General features: G+C 68.0%; 17 protein-coding genes. 6 read left to right on the top strand and 11 right to left on the bottom strand.

Annotated elements, in window-relative coordinates:
• The first annotated feature begins 457 nt into the window (after positions 1-457).
• Positions 458-1963, top strand: coding sequence for a right-handed parallel beta-helix repeat-containing protein (locus G9C85_RS16305; protein ID WP_166041951.1), 1506 nt, complete (start codon positions 458-460; stop codon positions 1961-1963).
• Positions 1960-3015, top strand: a complete 1056-nt coding sequence (locus G9C85_RS16300; RefSeq protein WP_166041949.1) for a glycosyltransferase family 2 protein — start codon at positions 1960-1962, stop codon at positions 3013-3015. Before G9C85_RS16305 ends, G9C85_RS16300 begins: the two co-directional genes overlap by 4 nt.
• Before the next feature lie 81 nt (positions 3016-3096).
• Here G9C85_RS16300 and G9C85_RS16295 read toward each other — a convergent pair whose 3' ends face one another.
• Positions 3097-4158: a GNAT family N-acetyltransferase gene (locus G9C85_RS16295; protein WP_166041948.1), complete on the bottom strand. Its 1062-nt coding sequence runs from the start codon at positions 4156-4158 to the stop codon at positions 3097-3099.
• A gap of 103 nt (positions 4159-4261) precedes the next feature.
• Positions 4262-5785 (bottom strand): polysaccharide biosynthesis C-terminal domain-containing protein, encoded by a 1524-nt coding sequence (locus G9C85_RS16290; protein ID WP_166041946.1) that lies wholly within the window; start codon positions 5783-5785, stop codon positions 4262-4264.
• Positions 5786-6162: 377 nt separating this feature from the next.
• Here G9C85_RS16290 and G9C85_RS16285 point away from each other — a divergent pair, with 377 nt between their 5' ends.
• Positions 6163-8229 (top strand): vWA domain-containing protein, encoded by a 2067-nt coding sequence (locus tag G9C85_RS16285; protein WP_166041945.1) that lies wholly within the window; start codon positions 6163-6165, stop codon positions 8227-8229.
• Positions 8230-8556: 327 nt separating this feature from the next.
• Here G9C85_RS16285 and G9C85_RS16280 read toward each other — a convergent pair whose 3' ends face one another.
• From G9C85_RS16280 to G9C85_RS16240, 9 genes are all read right to left on the bottom strand, one after another.
• Positions 8557-9237: an HAD family hydrolase gene (locus G9C85_RS16280; RefSeq protein WP_166041943.1), complete on the bottom strand. Its 681-nt coding sequence runs from the start codon at positions 9235-9237 to the stop codon at positions 8557-8559.
• On the bottom strand, positions 9234-10382 hold the full coding sequence (locus tag G9C85_RS16275) for an ATP-grasp domain-containing protein (protein WP_166041942.1): 1149 nt from the start codon (positions 10380-10382) through the stop codon (positions 9234-9236). The genes G9C85_RS16280 and G9C85_RS16275 overlap by 4 nt, the downstream gene beginning before the upstream one ends.
• On the bottom strand, positions 10375-11811 hold the full coding sequence (locus G9C85_RS16270) for a glycosyltransferase family 2 protein (protein ID WP_205254398.1): 1437 nt from the start codon (positions 11809-11811) through the stop codon (positions 10375-10377). Before G9C85_RS16270 ends, G9C85_RS16275 begins: the two co-directional genes overlap by 8 nt.
• Before the next feature lie 2 nt (positions 11812-11813).
• The gene (locus tag G9C85_RS16265; protein WP_166041940.1) at positions 11814-12545 is read right to left on the bottom strand and encodes a hypothetical protein; all 732 of its coding nucleotides are present in this window, start codon (positions 12543-12545) and stop codon (positions 11814-11816) included.
• 153 nt (positions 12546-12698) lie between these two features.
• A complete protein-coding gene (locus G9C85_RS16260) occupies positions 12699-13289 on the bottom strand; it encodes a metal-dependent hydrolase (RefSeq protein WP_166041939.1) in 591 nt (196 codons plus the stop codon).
• 5 nt (positions 13290-13294) lie between these two features.
• Complete coding sequence (locus G9C85_RS16255; RefSeq protein ID WP_166041937.1) at positions 13295-14386, bottom strand: DegT/DnrJ/EryC1/StrS aminotransferase family protein; 1092 nt, start codon at positions 14384-14386, stop codon at positions 13295-13297.
• Positions 14383-14967 carry an N-acetyltransferase gene (locus G9C85_RS16250; protein WP_166041936.1) on the bottom strand — a complete coding sequence of 195 codons (585 nt, stop codon included), beginning with the start codon at positions 14965-14967 and terminating at the stop codon, positions 14383-14385. Before G9C85_RS16250 ends, G9C85_RS16255 begins: the two co-directional genes overlap by 4 nt.
• 248 nt (positions 14968-15215) lie before the next feature.
• Positions 15216-15836 (bottom strand): hypothetical protein, encoded by a 621-nt coding sequence (locus tag G9C85_RS16245; RefSeq protein ID WP_166041934.1) that lies wholly within the window; start codon positions 15834-15836, stop codon positions 15216-15218.
• 561 nt (positions 15837-16397) lie between these two features.
• A complete protein-coding gene (locus G9C85_RS16240) occupies positions 16398-16613 on the bottom strand; it encodes a hypothetical protein (RefSeq protein WP_166041933.1) in 216 nt (71 codons plus the stop codon).
• 552 nt (positions 16614-17165) lie between these two features.
• Here G9C85_RS16240 and G9C85_RS16235 point away from each other — a divergent pair.
• The 3 genes from G9C85_RS16235 to G9C85_RS16225 all read left to right on the top strand — a co-directional run bounded on the left by G9C85_RS16235 (position 17166) and on the right by G9C85_RS16225 (position 20120).
• The gene (locus G9C85_RS16235) at positions 17166-18107 is read left to right on the top strand and encodes an NAD-dependent epimerase/dehydratase family protein (protein WP_166041931.1); all 942 of its coding nucleotides are present in this window, start codon (positions 17166-17168) and stop codon (positions 18105-18107) included.
• An 863-nt stretch (positions 18108-18970) separates the two neighbouring features.
• A complete protein-coding gene (locus tag G9C85_RS16230; protein ID WP_166041930.1) occupies positions 18971-19285 on the top strand; it encodes a HalOD1 output domain-containing protein in 315 nt (104 codons plus the stop codon).
• Positions 19286-19517: 232 nt separating this feature from the next.
• On the top strand, positions 19518-20120 hold the full coding sequence (locus G9C85_RS16225) for a hypothetical protein (RefSeq protein WP_166041927.1): 603 nt from the start codon (positions 19518-19520) through the stop codon (positions 20118-20120).
• Positions 20121-20743: the final 623 nt, after the last annotated feature.

Below are 20743 nucleotides of genomic sequence, written 5' to 3'. Positions count from 1 at the left end.
GCCCCAGTCCGGTCGCGACTCAGTTCCCTGCTGACGCAACGACTGGATTCCGACTCGGCTCGCATCGAACTCGCGAACGCGTAACGGGGGCCGAGTCGCCCTCTCGCAGCCACGGGGGATGCCAGTGTTTGTGCCCTCCGGTACGGGGATAGGGATGGCATAACAAAGCGGCCGCTGGAGAGTGTTCCTCTCGTGACCGCTCTCGACAGCCTCCTCCTCGATTCGACTCGCCAACCCGGTCTCGTTCCAGCGACCGGGACACGGCCCGCGACATTCGAACGGGCAGCGACTCCCGAACGTGCAGCGACGCAAGCGGGTGCAGCGTCGCGGGACAGTTGGCCGTCGACCGGCGAGACCGGGACCACGGGCTCGCTCGTCGCCGACCTCACGGGCTCGCTCGTCGAATACTCACTCGAACGCGCCCGTCACCCGGGGAGAGGGCCGGGACGCTTCCCGGATGCGTAACGACGACCCCGACGCGGGAACCGACGGCTCGACGCTCGAGATGGACCGCCGACAGCTCCTGAAGCGAGTCGGCGTCGTCGGCGGCGTCGGTGCCCTCGGATACGGCGTCGGCCAGTACGCGACCGATTCGGCGCGGTCGGACGACCCCTCGCCGGGGCCCGCGGAGAACGTGAACGGGTCACCTCCCTCGACGGAGGTACCCGACGACCAGGACCCACAGGAGGGGCCGGCCCAGCAGGAGGTCCGGCACGTCGACCGGCACGACAACGTGGTCAACGCAGTGGAGGTGGGCGCGGACCCGTCCGGGACCGTTCCGGTCAACGAACTCCTCGAGGAATACGCGAGCGGGGACACGCTCCTGTCGTTCCCACCCGGGACGTACCGCTTCGAACCGATGACCGTGCAGGACCGCGACAACTTCACGATCGCGGCCGCCTCAACCCGCCGTCCGACGTTCGTCCCGGAGCCCGGGTACTGCGACCAGGAGACGTACCTGACGTTCCAGAACGTCTCCAACTGCCTCGTCGACGGCATCAACTTCGACTTCAGCAAGCCAGGTGCCGGCGGCGAGATACGGTTCATCGCCGACGGAGACGTGACCGTTCAGAACGTCTCCATCTCCGGGAGCTGTGAGCCCCAGATCGCGTTGTTCCGCGTCGACGTCAGGGACCCGGAGGGCGTCGGTCTCGTGAAGAACCTGAACATCGAGCACATCGGACGGAACCGACTCATCGGGCTCTACGTCGGGAAGAAACACGCCGGCGAGGTGACGTTCGAGAACTGTCGCGCCGCCGGGTTCTCCGACAACGGTCTGTACGCGTCCGCGCCAGGGCTCCCGGACGCCCCCAACGGGACCGTCCACGCCGTCGGCGGCTCGTACGTGAACAACAACATCTCGGGCGTCCGCCTCGGGACGACGGGGTCCACCGCGCGGAACGTCGACGTGGTCGTCGACACCGTCCCGCCCGGCGACGACGTGAACGCGCGCGGGATCCGCCTCCGGAACCGCCGCGACATCCTCGTCGAGGACTGCAGCGTGCAGCTCGGCCCGCACGCCGGGAACAGCTTCGGCGCCGTCGTCTTCCACGGCGACAACAAGGGCGCGACCGTCCGGAACACCGACCTCCACGTCGACACGCCCGAGACGCCCGCCATCTTCTCGTTCGAGCCGAACGCCGACGACAACGACCCGCTCGTCTTCGAGAACGTCACCGTCACCGGGAACGCGAACGGCGAGTGGGGCGCGAACCTCATCGGTCGCGACGGCGCCATGTTCGAGAACTGCAGGTTCGACCAGCGCGGCGACGACCGTGGCGGCATCCGCCTCGTCGACGCCGAGGACTGCGTCATCAAGGACTGCGTCATCGCGGCCGACCAGGAACCAATCATCGCCAACCGCTCGTCGATCCTCGTCCAGAACACGACCGTCCACACGCCTGACGGCACCCGCCGCATCGGGAGCCAGATCCTGCAAGACGAAGTACTGAATCCACGATGACCGACCGCACTCACTCCCACGACCGGCCCGCCAAGAGCACAGACTACACCACAGACGCAGCCCGCACCACGGACGCCGTCGAACCCGGTGATATCCCCGAGCTCTCAGTGGTCGTCATCGCGAAGAACGAGGCCGACCGCATCGCGACCTGCCTGGAGTCGGTCTTTCGCGCGGCCGACGGCGTCGCGCCCTTCGAGGTCATCCTCGTCGACTCCGCGTCGACGGACGAAACCGTCGACATCGCCCGCCAGTACCCCGTCACGGTCCTGCGCATCCCCGCCGAGCACGTCGTCTCCTGTGGCGCCGGCCGGTACGTCGGCGACCAGGTCGCGCGGGGCGACGTCGTCCTGCACGTCGACGGGGACATGAAGCTGACCGAGGACTGGCTCGGGCACGCCGTCTCCTACCTCCGCGAGCACGACGTCGCCGGCGTCGAAGGGTGGCTGAACGAGTCCAATGCGACCGAGCCGATGGTCGTCGACAAGCTCGGTGGCGTCATGCTCTACGACCGCGACGCGCTCGAGTCGATCGGCGGGTGGGCGCCGTACCTCCAGTCCTACGAGGACATCGACGTCGGCTATCGCCTGACCGCCGCGGGCTACCGGCTCGTTCGACTGCCTCACGTCTCCGCCGTCCATCCGCTCGGCGACCCGATCTCGGAGCCGTTCAGGCGCTGGCGCGCCGGCTACTATCACGGCGTCGGGCAAGCGATTCGGTACGCGTCGGACTCGCCGCGCGTCCTCCTGCGGCTCCTCCGCCGCCAGCACTACAAGGCAGCGCTCGTCGCGTGGGCGACCCTCGGCGTGCTCTCGCTCGCCACAGGGTTCGGTATCTTCGCGTGGCTCGCCGCGTCCACGCTCGGGTTCGCGATCGTCGCGCGGAAACTCGGCGTTCGCGAAGCCGTTCAGTTCCTCCTCACGAAGTCGTTCGGCGTCGTCGGCGCCACCGTCGGCCTCTTCGACCCCGCCGCCCCGCAGTCGACGTACCCGCTCGAGGAGATCGAGGTCGTGGACGCCGGCCCCGTCCCCGAGGCGCAGGCCGACTTCGCGTGATTTGTAGAACGGTCCAGTTCGCGGACTGGGCCCGATCCTCGGACTTGACCCGTCTCGCTCTCGACCATCCCCGGTCGTTCGTCAACTGGTGTCGTGCTCGGCGAACGTGAGCGCCCAGTCGGCGGGATCGGTGAGGTCATGACCGTTCAGTTCCCACTCGCCGGTGAGCGACCGCACGAAGTGCCGGGTCGGCGTCGCGAAGTGCTTGACGGGATACGACCGGTCGGAGTGGAACCCGAACGTCCCCGCGGAGTAGTCAGCCGTCGCCAGCGGCGGCGCGATCAGGAGCGCCGCGTCGTCGTGGTCGTCGAGCACGGCCCGGAGGAGCGTCCCGAATACCTCCTCGGGCCCCGGGCGACCGACGGGTGCGACGTCAGTGATCTTCACGACGTCGCCGTTCGTTCCGACGACGAGCCCCGCCGGCTCACGGGATTCGGCGACGTACACCTCGTACTCCCAGTCCGGGTTCTGGAACCGCCACTCGTAGAACGTCTCGTCGCGGACGGCGTGGATGCGATCCGGGACGTCCCGCCGGGCGAGCGCCGCAAACTCGGCAGCGTGGACGCCTGAATCCCGCCGGACCGGGGTCGCGTCCGACACGGGCGCGAGCGCCTCTCGGAGCGCGTAGTATCCCGTACTCGCCGGCTCCACCGCGGACGCCGCGAGCTGCACGCCCGTCCCGAGTTCGTTCCGCTCCGCGACCTCCGGGAGGTCCGCGAACCGATAGTACGTCACGCGGTCCTCGACCTTCTCCCAGCCGAGTTCGCGGCTCCCCGCCGCGACCGCCTCGTTCGGGAAGTTGAAGAAGAACGACGGCTCGCCGGCCTCGTACCGGTCGATCCCCTCCCGAGTCATCGCCGTGAACACGCCCTCGCGGCGGTGGTCGGGGTGCACCATCGCGTCGACGGGTTCGAGCGCGAGATGGGTCTCGTCGCCCACGGCCATCTCGAGGGGGAGGAACGGTCGGGCGCCGACCAGGTCGCCGTCGCGCTCGGCCACCACGATGTGGGGGGCCTCTGCGTACGGGTTCAGCTCGTACTTCCACTCGAACCACTCGCGATCCCGTGTCTGGCCGAAAACGGTCTCCATGAGGGAGAGGAACGCGTCGACGTCCCCCGGCCGGAACCCACGTACGGTGGTCATCGCTCTCGACAAGGGCCGCATGTGGCAATGTAATAGAGCGATTACGGACGGGTTCGGTCCGGCTAGCTGTCAATCGAATAGGGATCCCCGTCCCGTCTTGCTGTCAGTCGACCCACGCGAGCGCGGTCCTGATGGGCCCCCCGATGCGCGGGGGGGCGCGGTCGACGATGGCCAGGATCTCGTCAACGTCGATCGCGCGGACGTTCACCGCGACGACGAGGTACGCGACGAGCCCGATCGGTGGGACGACGAAGAGCGCGAGTATATCGGAGGCGACGAGCTGGTCGACGCCCCAGACGACTGGCGTGGTGAGGGCGGCGGTGAGACCGATGCGGACCGCGCGGACGTCGGCGAGCGGGTCGTAGCCGAGGCGGTACGCGGACCACGTGAGGAACCCGAACATCGACCCGTACCCGATGCTGGTCGCCGCGGCCGCACCGATCATTCCATAGGTCGGGATGAGCAGGGCGTTCAGGGCGAGGTTCAGGGCGGCCGCACCGCCGACGGCGAGCACGAGCGTCCGCATCCGCCCGGACCCCTGTCCGATCGCCTGCAGTGGGCGCGCGGCCGCGAACCCGACGACGCCGGGGAGCAGGACGAGCAACGGGACGATGGACGCAGTGTACTCGTTCCCGAAGTAAAGCGGGACGAACCGGTCGACGAGCGTCGCCATCCCGATCGCCAGCAGGATCACGAGCAGGAGGTTGTACCGCGTGATCCGGGTCGCGATATCGGTAATCTCGTCGGTCCGGTTCTCGCTCCAGAGCCCGGAACTGGAGTGCAGGAGGACGGTCTGGAGCGCCATCGGGACGATCCAGATGTACTCGGCCGTACTCAGCGCCGCCTTGTAGAACCCGGTCGTCGACGACTCGGTGATGACGCGGAGCATGACGACGTCGACGTGCGCCATCGACCGCACGAGCAGAACGAGGACGATGTTCATCGCGTTGAACGCCGCGAGCTCGCGGAGGGGGAGGTCCCGGAGCGACGGGAGCGACAACCGCGTGACGTCGATCGTTCGCAGGACCAGCGCGCCGGCTGCGATTGCGATGATCAGGTTCGCGACGACGTGCCCGACGAGCATTCCCTCGACGCCCACGCCGAGCGCGAGGACGAGTCCGATCCCGACGACCATCGTCAAGAGCTTCTTCGCCACGTCGAACGTCGCGGTCGCCTTCTCGTTCCCGAACCCGAGCACGGCGTGGTAGCCGATCGCGCGGAACTGCGCGAAGAACACGTGCCCGGCGAGCAGGTAGAAGTACAGCGTGAACGCGTCCCCGAATAGCCACGCCGCACCACCGAGGGCGGTGAACGCGAGCATGACGAGCACCGCGCCGACGATGAGCACGCCCCCGAAGATCGCGTAGAACGCGACGACGCGCTCCTGCCAGTCCACCTCGTCCGCGCGCTCCTCGCCGACGTACTTCTGGACGCCCTCCGTCACCGCGGCGCTCACGGGGAGGATGAAGACGGCAAACACGGACAGGAGGACTGCGTAGTCCCCGTACCCGGAGGGTTCGAGGAGGCGGACGACGATGGGCGTGGAGACGAACGTGACCACGAGCTTCAGGACGCGCGCGCTCACGATCGACGCCAGTCGCTCCGTGAAGTTCTCGAAGCCAGCCATCCCTACGGACCACCGCGTCCGCGTGCGTCCGGACCACTGCGTCCGCGTGTGTTCAGACCACCGCGTCCGCGCGTGTCGTGTACTCTCATCGTTTCCTGTACGGCGTCGACCCACGATCCGCCAGGGACGGTCGACGTCCTGTCGGACCCACCGCCGTTGCGCGCATAGTTATTCGTCGCCTAGCCGCTCGCCGGTCGCCGTCGGCGTGGAACGGTCACACGACGACGCTCCGGAGAGCGACGGTACCCGCGCCGAACCCAACAGACCCCGCCGTGACCGATACCGACCGATAGGCGCGGCATATCGACGGCTCTGTGACACGTCCTGACCGGTATGTTACCCGTTACAACGTGGTTGTGGGAGCGTCTTCCACGTGCATGTCATCCGACCAGACTCGCGGTCGCGAGTCCACCCGTGGACTCGCTCGAACGTCGCTGCCTGCGCGCTTCGCGGTCGTCGTCGTCGCCGTCCTCGTCGTCACCTCGACGTTCGCCGCGGCAGCAGCCGTCGCCGCCGACGCCCGCCCGACCCCGGCGGACGTCGATCCCACAGTCGCGACGCACGCACAGACCGACGACCGCCCGGACGTATCAATCGACGCGAACGACTCGACGGAATCGACGACGGCCGCGTCGGACGCGGTCGACGTCGTGTTCGTCTTCGACCGCTCGCAGAGCATGAACGACGAACGGTACAAGCTCGCCAACGAGATGCGGACGTTCCAGCGGTCGCTAACCGAACGCGGCGTCGACGCCCGCTTCGGGCTCGTGACGTACACGAAGCGCGCGAGCGTCCGCCAGCCGCTCACCGACGACTTCGACGCCATCGAGCGGGCGATGATCTTCGAGCCGAGCGGCGACGAGGAACGCGCGTCCGACGCCGTCCTGACGGCCACGGAGATGGAGTTCCGCGACGACGCCGAGCGCGTGATCGTGCTCGTCACCGACGAGGACGACGACAGCGACGCCACGGCGCGTCGCCAAGCGATCGGTCGACTGAGCGGGATGACGTTCGTCACGCTCTCGCCCTCGGACCCGGCCACGAGCGGCTGTCACTTGCACTCGCCGCCGTGCGACAACTCCACGACGAACGAACTCAAGACGTACGCCGACATGACCGGCGGCGAGTGGATGGACGTGCACACCGACGCCGACGACGCTATGAAGCACGTCGCCGAGACCGTGTACGAGGCGACCAACGCCAAAGAGTCGTCCGGGAGCGAGAGCTCCACGCAACTGGAGGTCGGCCCCGACGTCTCGGCAGTCGACCGGAGCGCGAACCGGACCGACGTCGAGATCGGTGACCCGGTCGCGTTCAACCTCACCGTGCGGAACGACGGCATCGTCGAGGGATCGTACACGGCGTACCTCACCTCGAAGGGCGAGTTGCTCGGCGAGAAGACGATCACCGTCGACCGGCTCTCCGAACGGACGGTGACGCTCGTGCATACCTTCGAGGACCCGGGCGAGTACCAGGTCGTGGTCTCGAACGAACGCGTCGACAACGTCGACGTCCGCGATCCCGACCCGCCGAGCGTCGACGTCTCGACGAACGACGGCGCCGACCGAATGCGAGTGTCCGTCACGGACGCTCGCGCCGGCTCGCCGGTCATCCTCGACCTCCCCGAGTCCTCGCTGCTCTCGGGAACCGGGAACCAGATGGAGTCCGTGACGGTCCGGTCGACCAGGGGAATCGTCACGCCCTCGCACGACCTCGCGTTCGACGTGACGCTCGAACGCCTCGAGGGACCGCCCGCGGGCACGCCGTCGCTCGACAGCGACGCGCGCGCCGTCAGGTACCTGAACGTGACGTCGTCGCTCGACGCGACCGAACTCCAGTCGGTGGTGTTCGAGTACGCGAAGACGGGGGACGACGTGACGCTGTACCGGTTCGACGACGCGAGTAGCTCGTGGCAAGCGCTCGAACAGCGCTCGGTCGACGGTGCGCCCGGGCACGTCGTCGCTGGCACGGACCAGCTGTCGACGTTCGCGCTCGTCGTCGAGGACCCCGAGCTGACGGTCGCCGACGTCGCCGTCGGCTCCACGAGCGTTCAGACGGGCGACCGCATCACGTCCACCGTCACCGTCACGAACAACGGAACGGCCGAGCAGTCCTACGACGCCACGCTCTCGCTCGACGGCGAGGTCGTCACGTCCAGGACCGTCACCGTCCCCGCCGGCGAGTCCGTCGACGTGTCGCTCTCCCACGCCGTCGCGGACGCCGGCACGTACGACCTCTCGATAGCCGGCACCGACCAGGGCACCCTGAACGTCTCGACGGCGTCGGCCCCGACGACCGCCGCCAGCACCGAGCAGCCAACGACGACCGCTGTCGACGACGACGGATCGACCACCGAACCCACCGACTCGACGCCAGGGTTCTCGGTCGCGATCGCGCTCGTCGCACTCCTCGCCGCCGCGCTCGTCGCCGCTCGCCGCCGCTGACCCACCGTCGTCCACGACGACGCTCGGCCCTCCCCTTCTTTCGCCCGCCACGTTCGACGGCGACTCTCGTGTCCCAATCGGGAGCGCCGGCCGACACCATCAGCCCGGTCGCCAGCGACTCCATCATCCTGGTTGCGAGCGACTCCATCATCCTGGTTGCGAGCGACTCGAGCAGCCGTCGCCGTACGTTCCAGTCGAGATACGGTGCCGGCCGCGGCCGAGAGTCGAGAGACGTCGCTACGAGTCTCGTCCGGGCGATGCGAGTCGCTACCGAGGCGCTGGTTCGAGTGGTCCGACGAAGAGGCGTCGACGAGTCGTGCGCGCCCGTCAGTCGGCGCGTCGCGGTTCCGTGGCGATTGCGGGGACGTCGGTGAGGAGGTCGCCGAGGTGGTCGATCTCGTGGTCGGGCTCGTGCGCGGCGGTCGGGGCGTCGAGGTCTACGTAGCGGCCGCGGCGCAGGCGGACGGTCGTCATCCCGAGGTCGTTCGGGTGGTGGAAGTCGACGCGCGGGTCGTCGCCGACGTACGCCGCGTCCCCGGGGGCGACGCCGAGGTCGTCGAGGACGCGTTCGAAGACGACGCGGTGCTCCTTGGAGTGGTCGCCGTTCGGCGTGACGACGACGACGTCGAAGTGCTCGCGCATGCCGAGCCTGTCGAGCTTTCCGTGTCCGCCGCGGCCGTCCGTGACGACGCCCAGGCGATGGTTCTCGCCGAGCGCGTCCAGGACCGCCTCCGTCTCGGGGTACGGCGGGAGCTCGCCAGACGAGTCGTGGAACGCCTCGACGAGCATCTCGACGTCCAATCGCGGGAGGTGATAGCGCTCCAGGAGGAGGTCGAACGTCCCCTCGTCGACCGACTGGTCGAAGTAGAGGTCGACGAGGTCGTCGTGGACGCGCCGGCCGGTGCGGCGCTCCACGAGCGTCGCCGCGGACCGGAGGCCGGCGCGAGCGTACTCGTGGTAGTCGAAGAGCGTGTCGTCGAGGTCGAAGCAGACGGCGGTCCCGGTCATCGCGACGGCGTCTCGTCGAACACCTCGCCGTTCGTTCGTCGGAACGCCGGCGGGTCGACGTGGTAGCGGTCGCCGTCAGGGCTCGTGAACACCTCGTCCCAGTACCTGACCATGCTCGTCCCCCATGCGACGTCCACCTCGGGGAGCGGTTCGTCGAGCGCGTGCGTCACGGCGAGGTAGGGGAGGTTCGCGCCGGCGCCGACGCAGAGGACGATCGTCCCCGAGACGCGCGGGTTGATCTCGATGACCTTCGGCGTGCCGTCGGCGGCGTACTTGAACTGGAGGTTCACGTTGTACTCGAGGCCCAGGCCCTCGCAGATCGCCGCGGCTTCCTCGATCAGGTCCTCGCGGCGCTCGATGGTGCCCTCGAACGAGATGCCGGCGCGAGTGCGCGACCGGGAGCGCGGCACCACCGCGTGCGCCCCGTCGTCCGTCGCGAGCACGTCGACGCTGTACTCCTCGCCGGGCAGGTACTCCATGACCGCGAGCGCGGGGAACGAATCCCCGGAGTCGAGCACCGGGAGGACGTCGTCGAGCGTCGTCGTCGCGACGTCTGGCTTCTCCTCCAGGAACCGCTGGAGGTCGTCGCCGCGCTCGTCGAGGACGCGGAACCCGCGACTCCCGCTCCCGACGGGCGGCTTGAAGCACACCGGCTCGTCGGGGTACCCCAGCGCCCCGACGGCGTCGACGAACGCCTCGCGCGATTCGACGAGTCGGAACTCGGGCGCGGACGCGAACCCCTCGTCGCCGAGGAACCCGTAGAGCGCGGCCTTGTCGTTCGCGACCGCGAGCCGTTCGGCCTCGGAGACCATCACGGTCGCGTCGATGCGGTCCCGGTTCTCCGCGAGGGGCTGGAGCTCCGCAGTCACGAGCGGCAGCACGACGTCCGCGTCCACGCGATCGACGACCGCGGCGAGCTCCTCGACGAACTCGGGGTCGTCGCCGGGTGGGACGACGTCGTGGTCGTCGACGAGCGCGAACCCGTACGCGTTCGCGTCCATGTCCACGCCGACGACCTCGACCTCGCGGTCCGGCGCACCGCGGAGACTGCGGACGATGCCGGACGCCCCCGGCGCGCCCGCGCCCGTCATCACGACCGTGATCGGGTCGCGGTCGCCGCCGTGCTCGGGTCGCACGCTAGACATCGTCCGCCCCCTCGTCGTCGCGACTCGGTTCCTCGTCGCGAGCGTCGGTCCCGTCGTAGACGTCGAGCGAGCCGAGGTCGCCGTCGGTCGGGTTCAGGTTCTCGACCGTGGCGTCCTCGGCGTCCGGGATCGCATCCGCGGCGTCCGGGACCGCGTCGAGCACCTCCTGGAGGGAGACGTCGGCGAGGTGGTCGGCGTCGCTCGCGTCCTCGAGTGCGGCCGCCAGCGCCGCGTCGTCGTCGAGGTCCAGGTCGGCCGCGTCGCGGCCGTCCGTCGCGGCGTCGGTCACGGCGTCGAACGGGAGCGCGTCGGCGTCCGCGACCGACTCCCCGCCGGTGTCCGCGATCGTATCGCTACCGTCGCCGGACGCGACGGTGCCGCCGTCGGCGGCCGCCGGCACCGACTGCGTCGCCGATCGGGACTGCGTCACCTCGTCCGATTCCGCATCTGCCTCCGGGTCGACGACGACCACGTTCTCCTCGTTGTCATCGGCGTCCCGCAGCGTCGCGTACACGAACGCGAGCGCGCCGAGGACGGTCGCGACCGCCCACGACCCCGCGTCCTCGCCGTCGCGACGGACGAGCGAGTTGACGAACCCGACCACGCCCCCGGCCATCGAAGCCATCCCGACGCCGTACAGCGGCGCGAGCGGGTCGTAGTCCCGGACGAGGTACTTCCGGTAGAGCCGCCAGAGGAACGTCCGGAACAACATCGCGGACACGCGTGGAATGTACTCCTTGTAGTCGATGTGGCTCTTCCAGCCCTCCTGGTACGCGTACTCCGTCTTCCGGCGGACGTCCGCGACCACCACGTCCGCGGCGTTCAGTCGCGCGAGCAGGTCGTTGCAGTACCCGTAGTACTCGTACATCCCCTCGAACTCCGTGCGCTCGAGGGCGTCGTGGGAGATCGCGGTGTAGCCGTTCTGGGAGTCCATCGATCCCCAGTAACCGCTCGAGATTTTCGTGAGGAGCGACAGCACGACGTTCCCGAGCAGCCGGAACTTCGGCATGTGGATCCAGTCCTCGGAACGCACGAACCGGTTCCCCTTCGCGTACCCGGCGACGCCGTCCGCGATCGGGTCGAGGTACTTCTCTAGCTCGTGGGGGTCCATCTGGTCGTCGCCGCCCAGCACCGCCGTCGCGTCCACGCCCTCCTCGAGCGCGTGCTCGTACCCGGTCTTGATGGCGCCACCGACGCCGCGGTTCTCCTCGTGCTGGATCGGGACGACGAGGTCGTCGTAGTGCCCGTCGTGCTCGGCGTTCTTCCGTTCCGTGTGGGTCAGTATCTCGTCCCAGGTCCCGTCCGTCGACCCGTCGTCGATCACGTAGGCGCGGTCGACGAACCCGGGGAAGTCGTCGATGACGTCACCGACGAACCCCTCCTCGTTGTACGCCGGCACGACGACGGCGACGGTCATGTCCCGGTACATGCTCACCGCCCCCCGAGGAACTCGCGGTCGGCTTCGCGACCGGCGGTCTGGCAGGACTCCATCACCGCCTCGCCGATCCGGTCGCGGAACGTCCCGTCGTCCTCGCGCCAGAGCCCCGGATGCGAGAGCACCTGGACGGGACCGGAGAAGTCGGCGACGTCCGGCGGGTCGTCACGCCACCGCATCCGCGAGTCCGCGACGTACTCGACGTCCTCGAAGAACCGCTGCGCGTACGTGCTCTCGAACCCGTCGTAGGACTCGCCGAACACCCACGACGGCGGCTTGTGGAACGACACCACGTCCGTCGACTCGCCGAGGACCGTCTCGAACGTCTCGAGTTCGTCGGCGACGCGCGCCTCGAGCTCGGCTCGCGACGGCTCCTCGTCCGCGCCCCAGTACTCGTGCGTACTGAAGTGCAGCCCGACCTGGTGGCCGAGCGACGAGATATCCCGGATGGTCCGCCGGGCGTCCCCCCGCATCGGGTTGTACAGCATCGAGGACAGGAGGAAGAAGTACGTCGACTGGACGTTCTGGGCCGCCTCGAGTGCCGCCATCCTGGCGGCAGCGTCGACGGACAGGTCGACGTCGTGCCGGAGCACCACGTCGCCGTCGCCGAGGTCTTCGTGGAACGTCCTGCAGGTGTAGCCGTCAGCTTGGAGGTCCGAGAGGAAGTCCGCGTACCAGTCGTACGTGAACTCCATGGGCCGCTGTACCTGTTCGGGAGATTCTTCCATGCTACTTCGGAGACGGACCACGACGCGGTTAGTAATGAATCGCATACCCCTGGACGGCACCGCTTGCCCCCGATTCCGGTGCGTTCGACAGTCGCTGACTGTCGTCGAGTAGTCCGTTCGTATGGGCGAGGAATCGAGCTACTACGGTCGCGGTCAGCGACTGCGGACGGTCCGCGCGAACCACCGCACGCGGGCACCGAGTGCGTGGAGGCCGGGTGCGCCGTCGACGAGCCAGAGCGCGACCGTGAGCGCCGTCAGCCCGAGGTGAACGACGAGGAGGGTCTGGACGTCGCTCCGCGCGACGTCCGCGAGGTACTCGGCGAAGTAGACGAGGCCACGTCCGAGTCCGAGGTCGTCGCCGTAGGGCTCGCGGTCGACGATCGGCCACAGAGCGATCCCCCACTCCGGGTCGCCTCCGCCGCGGAGGGTGACGAGCACGTCGGTGGCGACGTGCGACCAGTGCCCGAAGACGAACGCGACGGCGACCCGACGCTGTGTCCCCCTGGCTGCTGCGGCGACGAGCGCGACGCCGACGGGAACGGAGACGAGGACGGAGTGGCCGGCGGCGTACCCCGTCGGGAACACGCCGAGCCCCCACGATAGCGTCTTGTCGACGACGTCCGGGAACTGGGTGCCGACGGCGAGCGCGAGTACGGGGTCGCCGTCGGGTGGTTCTCCCGAGAGGAGCCGGCTCACGATAGAGTAACAGACGTACCCGACGGCGGCGTGCTCCCACGGCCACATCGGGGCTATCGCGCCTCGACCTCGGCGCTCTGGACCGCGTCCACCACCTGCAGGAGGTCCGCGTCCGAGAGGTTCGGATGCACGGGGAGCGACAGCACGGATTCGGCGAGCTCTCGCGCGACCGGGACGTCCGCGTCGAAGTCGTCGTACGCCTCGAGGTCCGGGATCGCCGTCGGGTAGTAGACGCCGGTCCCGACGCCCGCGGCCTCCAGGTGGTCGGCGAGCGTCTCGCGGTCCTCGCACCTGACGGTGTACTGGTGGTACGCGTGCCGTCGACCGTCCGGCTCGACCGGCGCATGGATGCCGTCGACGCCACTGACTGCAGCCGAAAGCGCCGCGGCGTTCTCCCGCCGGGCCTCGACCCACGCGGGCAGTCGCTCCAGCTGGACGCGACCGATGGCCGCCGCGATGCTCGTCATCCGATGGTTCGACCCGACCTCGCGGTGCGCGTACCCGCCCTCGCCCCCGCGGCCGTGGTTGACGTAACTCGCGGCCGCCTCGGCGACGCCCTCGCGGTTCGTCACCACCATCCCGCCCTCGCCGGTCGTCATGTTCTTCGTCGGGTAGAACGAGAACGCGGCCGCGTCGCCGAACGACCCGACCGGCGACCCATCGAAGCGCGCGCCGTGGGCCTGCGCAGCGTCCTCCAGGAGAAAGGCGTCCTCCTCCTCGGCGACGTCCGCGAGCGCGGACAGGTCCGCCGGGAGGCCGTACAGGTGTACCGCGAGGATACCGTCGGCGTCCGCCTCGCGCACGGCCGCACGCGTCGCGTCCGCGTCGAGGTTGTACGTCTCCGGGTCCACGTCCGCGAACACCGGCGTCGCGCCGACCAGTCGGATGGCGTTCGCGCTCGCGACGAACGAGAACGGCGTCGTCACGACCGCATCGCCCTCGCCGACGCCGAGCGCCTTCAGCGCGGCGACCAGCGCCGTGGTCCCGTTCGACGTCGCGACCGCGTGCCCGGCGTCGCACGCGGCGGCGAACTCGTCCTCGAACCGACGCACCTCCGGGCCGTCCGCGACCATCCCGGATTCGAGGACGTCCGCGACCGCCTCCTGCTCGGCCTCTCCGAACGTCGGGTTCGCGACCGGGATCATGCCACCACGTTCCGGGCCGCCAGTTCCTCGGGGAGCGGTCGATGCGTCGCCGGCACGCCGACCGCGAGCGTGTCCGGCGGAACGTCTTCGGTGACGACCGCGCCCGCGGCGACGAACGCGTTCTCGCCCACGGTGACGTCGGGCAGTAGCGTCGCGTTCGCGCCGACGGACGCGCCGTCCTCGACCGTCGGCCCCTGGAGCGGGACGTCCCGACGGAGCGGGTACGGGTCGTTCGTCATCGTCACCTGCGGGCCGAGGAACACGTCGTCCCCGATCGCGGTCTCGGGCGGGACGTACACGCCCGTCTGGATGCTCACGTTCGAGCCCACCGTCAGGAGTCCGTCGAGGACGGCGTTCGTCCCGACGAGCACGTCGTCGCCGACGATGCAGCGCTCCCGAATCAGCGCGTTGTGGCCGGTCTGCAGTCCGTACCCCAGTTCCGTGTCCGCGTACACGATGGTGCCGTGCCTGACCGTCGCGTCCCCGAGGAGGACCGCCGGGCCGACGTCGTCGTCGTACTCGTACCCGACGGTCGCACCCGGTTCGACGGTCACGTTCTCGCCGACCTCCGCGACCGTCATCGACGCCTCCGTGCTGCGTCGACGGTCGCGCGCATCGATGCGGTGGCAGCGCCTCGTCCGTTCGTGGTCGTTCCTCTCATGTATCTTCACGCGGCGGCGTCTGCGAACCCCCGCTCTGGCCGCGGATAGTCACCAGTCACGGTTTGTTATGCAGCGCCTTCAGACTGTCAGCGACCGTCACAGGCCGCTATGCGTTGCTGCGGGCGGTCGGAACGGTGAAGGAGCAACGTCGGTCGAACGCCCCGAGATCAGGTGTCGTCGTCGTCGGCCGCCGTACGCGCCCACTGGTAGTGAGCGGCCGAGCAGCCGGCGTTCCCGGCGACGACGAGCAGGCCAGCCATCGCGACGAGCGGGCCGGCGACCATCGTCTGCGCGGCCAGTGCCACGCCCAGGACCACGGCGCTCGCCGCGGCCGTGGCCGCGTGGATCCGATGCCACGCCGGCCCTTCGTCCTCCTCGTCGGTCTCCAGGTATCGATCGAAGACGTCGGCGTTCGGGCCGCGCTCGATACGGCCACGGGGCTTGTTGAACTCGACGACGCCCATGCTGTCCATCTTCGGGAGGTGGCACTGGTAGAGGCCGACGTACACGCGTTTGCGTTCGCTCGACGAGAGCTGACTCACCTCCTTCCCGTTCTCCCAGGCGGCGATCTCCTCGGCGAGGTCGCTCATCGAGACGGTCTCGTCGATCTCTCTGAGGTACTGGAGGACGTACCGGCGGCGCTGGTTCTTCAGTATCTCGAAGACCTGATCGAGCTCGAGGGCCTCCTCGGACTCGTGCATCGCGTCGGTCTCCAGTCGATCCGCGGCCTCGTCCAGGTCCGCGACGCCGCTGTCGGTCGTCGCAGTCGCTGATGGTTCAGTCGACATGGGTGTTGAGTTCGGTCCCCCTGTGCGCTCGTGCGTAGGTGTCCGTGGTATCCGGTAGGCTGTGGTTCATGGGTTATATTTCCGTTTGTCGCGTCGATGCGTCCCCCCTTCGCGACGTCGCCCGCAGGGCGTAGCGTTCGTCTCCGGTGGCTCCGGTCGAGCCGCCAGGGCGCCAATGGCGACGTCGGTGGCGTGCATCTCGTCGCGTCCGCGCGAGCGGACTGCGTCGGTCGAGTGCGGCCCGATTACTGCGGCGCGTCGTCGAGTCCCCGTTCGCTCGACGAGTCGTCGGGCCGCAACCCGCGACAGTACCCGTCTACCCTACCCACCTTCTTTGTTAGACCGCTTCTATCATTGTGTATTGGATTCATACTGCCCTGTGGCAGTTTCGTCATGGTCGTTTACTGAGAGTAACGACGGGGAAGGTGGTAAGTAACTAGCTGCACGTGGCCACCACTGTGGGGGTGGCGGCTCGTCGTCGGTCGGCTCTGACGCTGACGCGGCCGGTGTGGCACGGGAGCGTCGAGCGGTCGCGGGCGCTCGAGTGGTCGCTCGTCGTTCCTACCGTCGTTCGTGGAGGTCGCAGACGACGTCGGGGTCGGCGACCATGAACTCGTCGTCGGCCAGGTGGTCGGCGTCGCTGGGGAGGATCATGCACTGCTCGTCGCGCTCGCCGACGGTGATGACGCTGAGCGGTTGAAGGTCGTAACCGAGGTCCTCCTTCGGGTCGGGATCCGACGAGACCGACTCCCAGGACTCGACTGCTGACTTGCTCACGCGCACTCACCCACCGTACGCGGGGAGTAATGGTCGAATACGGTCTGGACCCACCCAGAAACCGCCGTGCACATTGCCTGCTGGAACACCCATTTTCCAAGCATATCTCGAAACAATGGCCTACTCGCATTAATGGTATTGCCGAGTTAGTGACCAGTTACCGTATACTGGCCGAGGTTCGATACCGGCTCGTGACCGATCGCCGACAGACGCACCAGCGGGGGTGGGAAGATGTGGCACGGTGTGGGCACTGTGAGCGCTCGCTAGAAACCATGGCTTACGGTGATGGCGGGCGTCAGATAGACGCCCGTTACCGTCGGTAGGTCGGACGTCGCCTACCGGATAGTCACGGACGGCCCCAGTACGTTCACCGGCTATAGACTGCCGTGTGCCCGCGTCGCGAGATACAGTCGCCCGATCGTCGACCGCTCTCCCACGACCGAGTAGCGGACACACTGTAGCCGGCACAGACACTGCCTGTCGGTCTCCACGGCGACTCGAGGCGCTCGAAGCGAGACCATAACAAACCACGGTGGCATCGACGGTCCGCCAATGCCACCCGTTCGACACCCCGCACGCAGCGACCTCGCCGACGCGACGGTGCTAGTCACCGGCGGCGCCGGATTCGTGGGCAGTCACCTCGTCGATGCGCTCGCACCGATCGCGGACGTCCGCGTCCTCGACGACTGCTCGACTGGCGACCCGCGGAACGTCCACGACGACGCGACGCTCCTCGTCGGCGACGTCGCCAGCCAGGACGCGATCGACGAGGCAACGCACGACGTCGACTACGTCTTCCACCTCGCCGCCATCTCGGCCGTCCCCGACGCGATGGCGGCGCCCGCGCGCACGCTCGACGTCAACGCCACCGCCACCGCGCGACTCCTCGAACGCGCCACGGAACGCGACGCGCGGTTCGTGTTCGCGTCCAGTTGCGCGATCTACGGCGACCCGACGGACACGCCCATTCCCGAGACCGAACGGAAGACGCCACGCGGCCCCTACGGCGTCTCGAAGCTCGCCGCCGACCAGTACGTCCGGCGGTACGCCGACTGGTACGACGCCAGCACGGTCGCACTCCGGTTCTTCAACGTCTACGGTCCTCGCCAGACCAGAGGCGTCGTGCCGGCGTTCGCCGACCGCGCGCTCGACGGGGACGCGCTCGTCGTCGACGGCGACGGTCAGCAGACGCGGGACTTCGTGCACGTCGACGACGTCGTGCAGGCGCTCCTCCTGGCAGCCGCCGCCGACGTCACCGGCGAGGCGTACAACGTCGGCACCGGTCGCTCGACCAGCATCCGCGGACTCGCCGATATGGTTCGCGACGTCGTCGACGCGGACGTCCCCGTCACGCACGACGATCCGCGCCCAGCCGACATCGCCGAGAGTCGCGCGGACGTGCGCAAGGCCAGCGAACACCTCGGGTTCGAACCCACCGTCTCCCTCTCCGATGGCCTCCGGACCGTACTGCGCGGCCAACCGGTCCGGCAGTAGGGGCAGCCCCTGCGTAGCAACAGCTCCCCGGCAGCAGGGGCGGCTCCAGCGTCGCGGCGCACAATCGATATGGAGGCGCCCCTTCGCTCGGCGAGTCCCCAACGATCCGAATCGGTCCACCGTGCGCACGAACCGAACGGCTCACCGTGTCACGAGTTCTTCGCCCGGTAACGAACGCCACGTCAGTAGTAAGCACCCCACACGGTTCCGCCTCCGATCCGGAGTCCGTACGTACTCGAATATCGGCGTTCAGAGGTCGATGCTTACTGGAACGCCGTCGCTGGGGGGTCGATGCCTACCCGTTCTCTCGAACGCGAAATTGCCTTATAACAAAACGGGTTTCGCTCGTAGGACTTTCTGGGTGGCAACGAAACGTCACTCCACGGACGACACCCCACCCGTCCACCAGCCACCCCAGACTCAGTCAGTCGAATCCCCCATCTACCCACCCAAGGAGGACGTTTCCACCGCTGTGCGTAGGGGAGATCCCCCTATTCCGTTTTGGAGTCATCTCGGACGTCGCGCTAGCGCGAGCGCTTCGGTCCCGCTCGTCGCTCGATCGACAGCGTCCAACGGCCGGTCGGCTGTATCGGGACGACGACCTCTTCGTACCACCGAATGGTTGCCGTCGACCAGGCGATTACCACCTCCATGGACTTCCATGCCAACCCGACCCCGTCGGGCAGAACCCGACGAAACGCCCCTCTCGTTCATTCGGACGTTCTTCGAACGATTTTTATACATGGGCCATTAGGTCTCGAAGAAGAGTGGACGGGTAGGGCAGACCCGGCAGATGGGCTCCCGTCCATGGGCAACGGGACAGATACAATGATCCATGTCGATTCGATTCCAGCGAGGGTACGATGAACGAGAGTAACGTCCAGACCGAGCCGGTGGCAGGGGACCGGCCGACGAAGCAGATAGTCGAGTTCGATCCGGTCGGCTCCGATTCCGTCACGGCGCGAATGGCGACCGCGGTGGCCGATGCGACGGACCGCGACGTCACAGAACTGCCGCCGCTCGGGGAGTGGGTGGACTGCGACGCCATCGAACAGCTGTTCGCTGGGCACGATCACGCGAACGAGCTCTCGTTGTCCTTCGAGTTCGAGAACTGCCAGGTGTTCGTATCGAACGTCGGTCGCATCGTCGTCACGCCGGACTCGCTTGAAGTCGAGTGAGGACGGTCCAGTCGTCGGTTGCACATTGGCGACGACGGAATCAAAAGACACATTGACGATTTCCATTGGCAATCGTGGTGTAGTGCCACAGAAGGTACGAAATTATTATATAATTACGGCGTATTCGTTGGATTAGTCGAACGACCGAGGCGGTCCTTCGGTCCAGTCGACCAAGTCGCGCCGTCGTCGGTCGGGGCACCGACGCACTCGACGGGCAGCAGTCAGGGGGACAATGACAGAATCCACGAACCACGACCCGAACGAGGGCGACATCCAGGGCCGTACGACCACGGGATCCCTGCATCGCCCGACGACGACGACTCCTCTCGCCGGTCAAAGCGCGGACGCGAACCTCCCGCTCGAGACCGTCTTCGACGTGCTCCGGAACGAACGACGACAGCACGTCCTCGCGTACGTCGCCGTCGGCGACGAGGAACCCGCGAAGATCGGGGATCTCGCGGAACACATCGCCGCGATCGAGAACGGCGTTCCTGTAAACCGACTCTCCTCGCAGCAACGAAAGCGCGTCTACGTCGCTCTCTACCAGTGTCACCTCCCGAAGATGGCGAACGCAGACATCGTGGACTTCGACAAGGACAGGGGGACGGTGAGGGACGGGGAGAATCTGGACCAGATCCGCCCGTACTTGGACGTCACCGACACCGACGAGAACTCGCCGATGCCCGTGCACTACCTCGCATTCACGGGCGCAGCGGTACTCGCGTACGTTCTGAGCGTCCTCGTCGCGCCCGGTGGCGCGCTCGCCGGGGGTATCGTCCTGTTCGCCGCTATCGTCGCGGTCCTCGCCGTCGAGTACCGGTCCCCCGACAGCTGACCGCGACGTGTGGACGAATCGGGGAGTTACCCGTCTGCTACCCGGAATAATACGGTTCTGTCACACTCAAATTGACGCATAACTAAAGTCATTCTCCGACACGTTCCGGTATCGTAGCGTCCGTGTTGCGAAGTCGTGGACGCACCATCGAGCCATGTTCGAACCAGCCACACGATCACCGACGCGTCGACTCTGGACGCCACCGCTGCAGCGCGCGCGCTACGAGGGAGCGACCGCGACACGCTCGCTGCGATCGACGGTGCGGCCGACACGACCACGACTCGCTCGCTGGAGCCCGTCGCGACCGACGCGACGGGGAGACCCACGAACCCTCGGGGTCGGACCTCCTCCCGGTCGAGCAGGCCACCACCGGCCGCCGCCCGGGACACCAGCCGGCTGTCACGTCCACCGGGATCGGGGGGACGGGCTCACTCCGTTTACGGGTCCTGGAACTCGCGGCCGGCCCGACCGGGCGAGCGGTCACCATCGAGCGTGCGACCCCGTCGAGTACCGCACTCCTACCGGACCTATTCGGAACTTAACAAAGGGTCCGACGGTCGTGGTAGAACGTAATCGCATGCCCAACGAGGCCCGGTGAATCCAAGATCGATGTCAGAAACCGA

Origin of the sequence: Halorubellus sp. JP-L1, from assembly GCF_011440375.1 — an archaeon.
GTDB lineage: Archaea > Halobacteriota > Halobacteria > Halobacteriales > Natrialbaceae > Halorubellus.
This window is presented reverse-complemented; position numbering and strand designations above follow the sequence as displayed.

What these genes read in the sequence shown, in the direction of transcription:
- G9C85_RS16285 (WP_166041945.1), top strand. Translation starts at nt 6,163, where the DNA reads ATGTCATCCGACCAGACTCGCGGTCGCGAGTCCACCCGTGGACTCGCT.
- G9C85_RS16300 (WP_166041949.1), top strand. Translation starts at nt 1,960, where the DNA reads ATGACCGACCGCACTCACTCCCACGACCGGCCCGCCAAGAGCACAGAC.
- G9C85_RS16305 (WP_166041951.1), top strand. Translation starts at nt 458, where the DNA reads ATGCGTAACGACGACCCCGACGCGGGAACCGACGGCTCGACGCTCGAG.
- G9C85_RS16280 (WP_166041943.1), bottom strand. Translation starts at nt 9,237, where the DNA reads ATGACCGGGACCGCCGTCTGCTTCGACCTCGACGACACGCTCTTCGAC.
- G9C85_RS16255 (WP_166041937.1), bottom strand. Translation starts at nt 14,386, where the DNA reads ATGATCCCGGTCGCGAACCCGACGTTCGGAGAGGCCGAGCAGGAGGCG.
- G9C85_RS16225 (WP_166041927.1), top strand. Translation starts at nt 19,518, where the DNA reads ATGACAGAATCCACGAACCACGACCCGAACGAGGGCGACATCCAGGGC.
- G9C85_RS16265 (WP_166041940.1), bottom strand. Translation starts at nt 12,545, where the DNA reads ATGGAAGAATCTCCCGAACAGGTACAGCGGCCCATGGAGTTCACGTAC.
- G9C85_RS16245 (WP_166041934.1), bottom strand. Translation starts at nt 15,836, where the DNA reads ATGTCGACTGAACCATCAGCGACTGCGACGACCGACAGCGGCGTCGCG.
- G9C85_RS16275 (WP_166041942.1), bottom strand. Translation starts at nt 10,382, where the DNA reads ATGTCTAGCGTGCGACCCGAGCACGGCGGCGACCGCGACCCGATCACG.
- G9C85_RS16235 (WP_166041931.1), top strand. Translation starts at nt 17,166, where the DNA reads ATGCCACCCGTTCGACACCCCGCACGCAGCGACCTCGCCGACGCGACG.
- G9C85_RS16290 (WP_166041946.1), bottom strand. Translation starts at nt 5,785, where the DNA reads ATGGCTGGCTTCGAGAACTTCACGGAGCGACTGGCGTCGATCGTGAGC.
- G9C85_RS16270 (WP_205254398.1), bottom strand. Translation starts at nt 11,811, where the DNA reads ATGTACCGGGACATGACCGTCGCCGTCGTCGTGCCGGCGTACAACGAG.
- G9C85_RS16250 (WP_166041936.1), bottom strand. Translation starts at nt 14,967, where the DNA reads ATGACGGTCGCGGAGGTCGGCGAGAACGTGACCGTCGAACCGGGTGCG.
- G9C85_RS16230 (WP_166041930.1), top strand. Translation starts at nt 18,971, where the DNA reads ATGAACGAGAGTAACGTCCAGACCGAGCCGGTGGCAGGGGACCGGCCG.
- G9C85_RS16260 (WP_166041939.1), bottom strand. Translation starts at nt 13,289, where the DNA reads ATGTGGCCGTGGGAGCACGCCGCCGTCGGGTACGTCTGTTACTCTATC.
- G9C85_RS16295 (WP_166041948.1), bottom strand. Translation starts at nt 4,158, where the DNA reads ATGACCACCGTACGTGGGTTCCGGCCGGGGGACGTCGACGCGTTCCTC.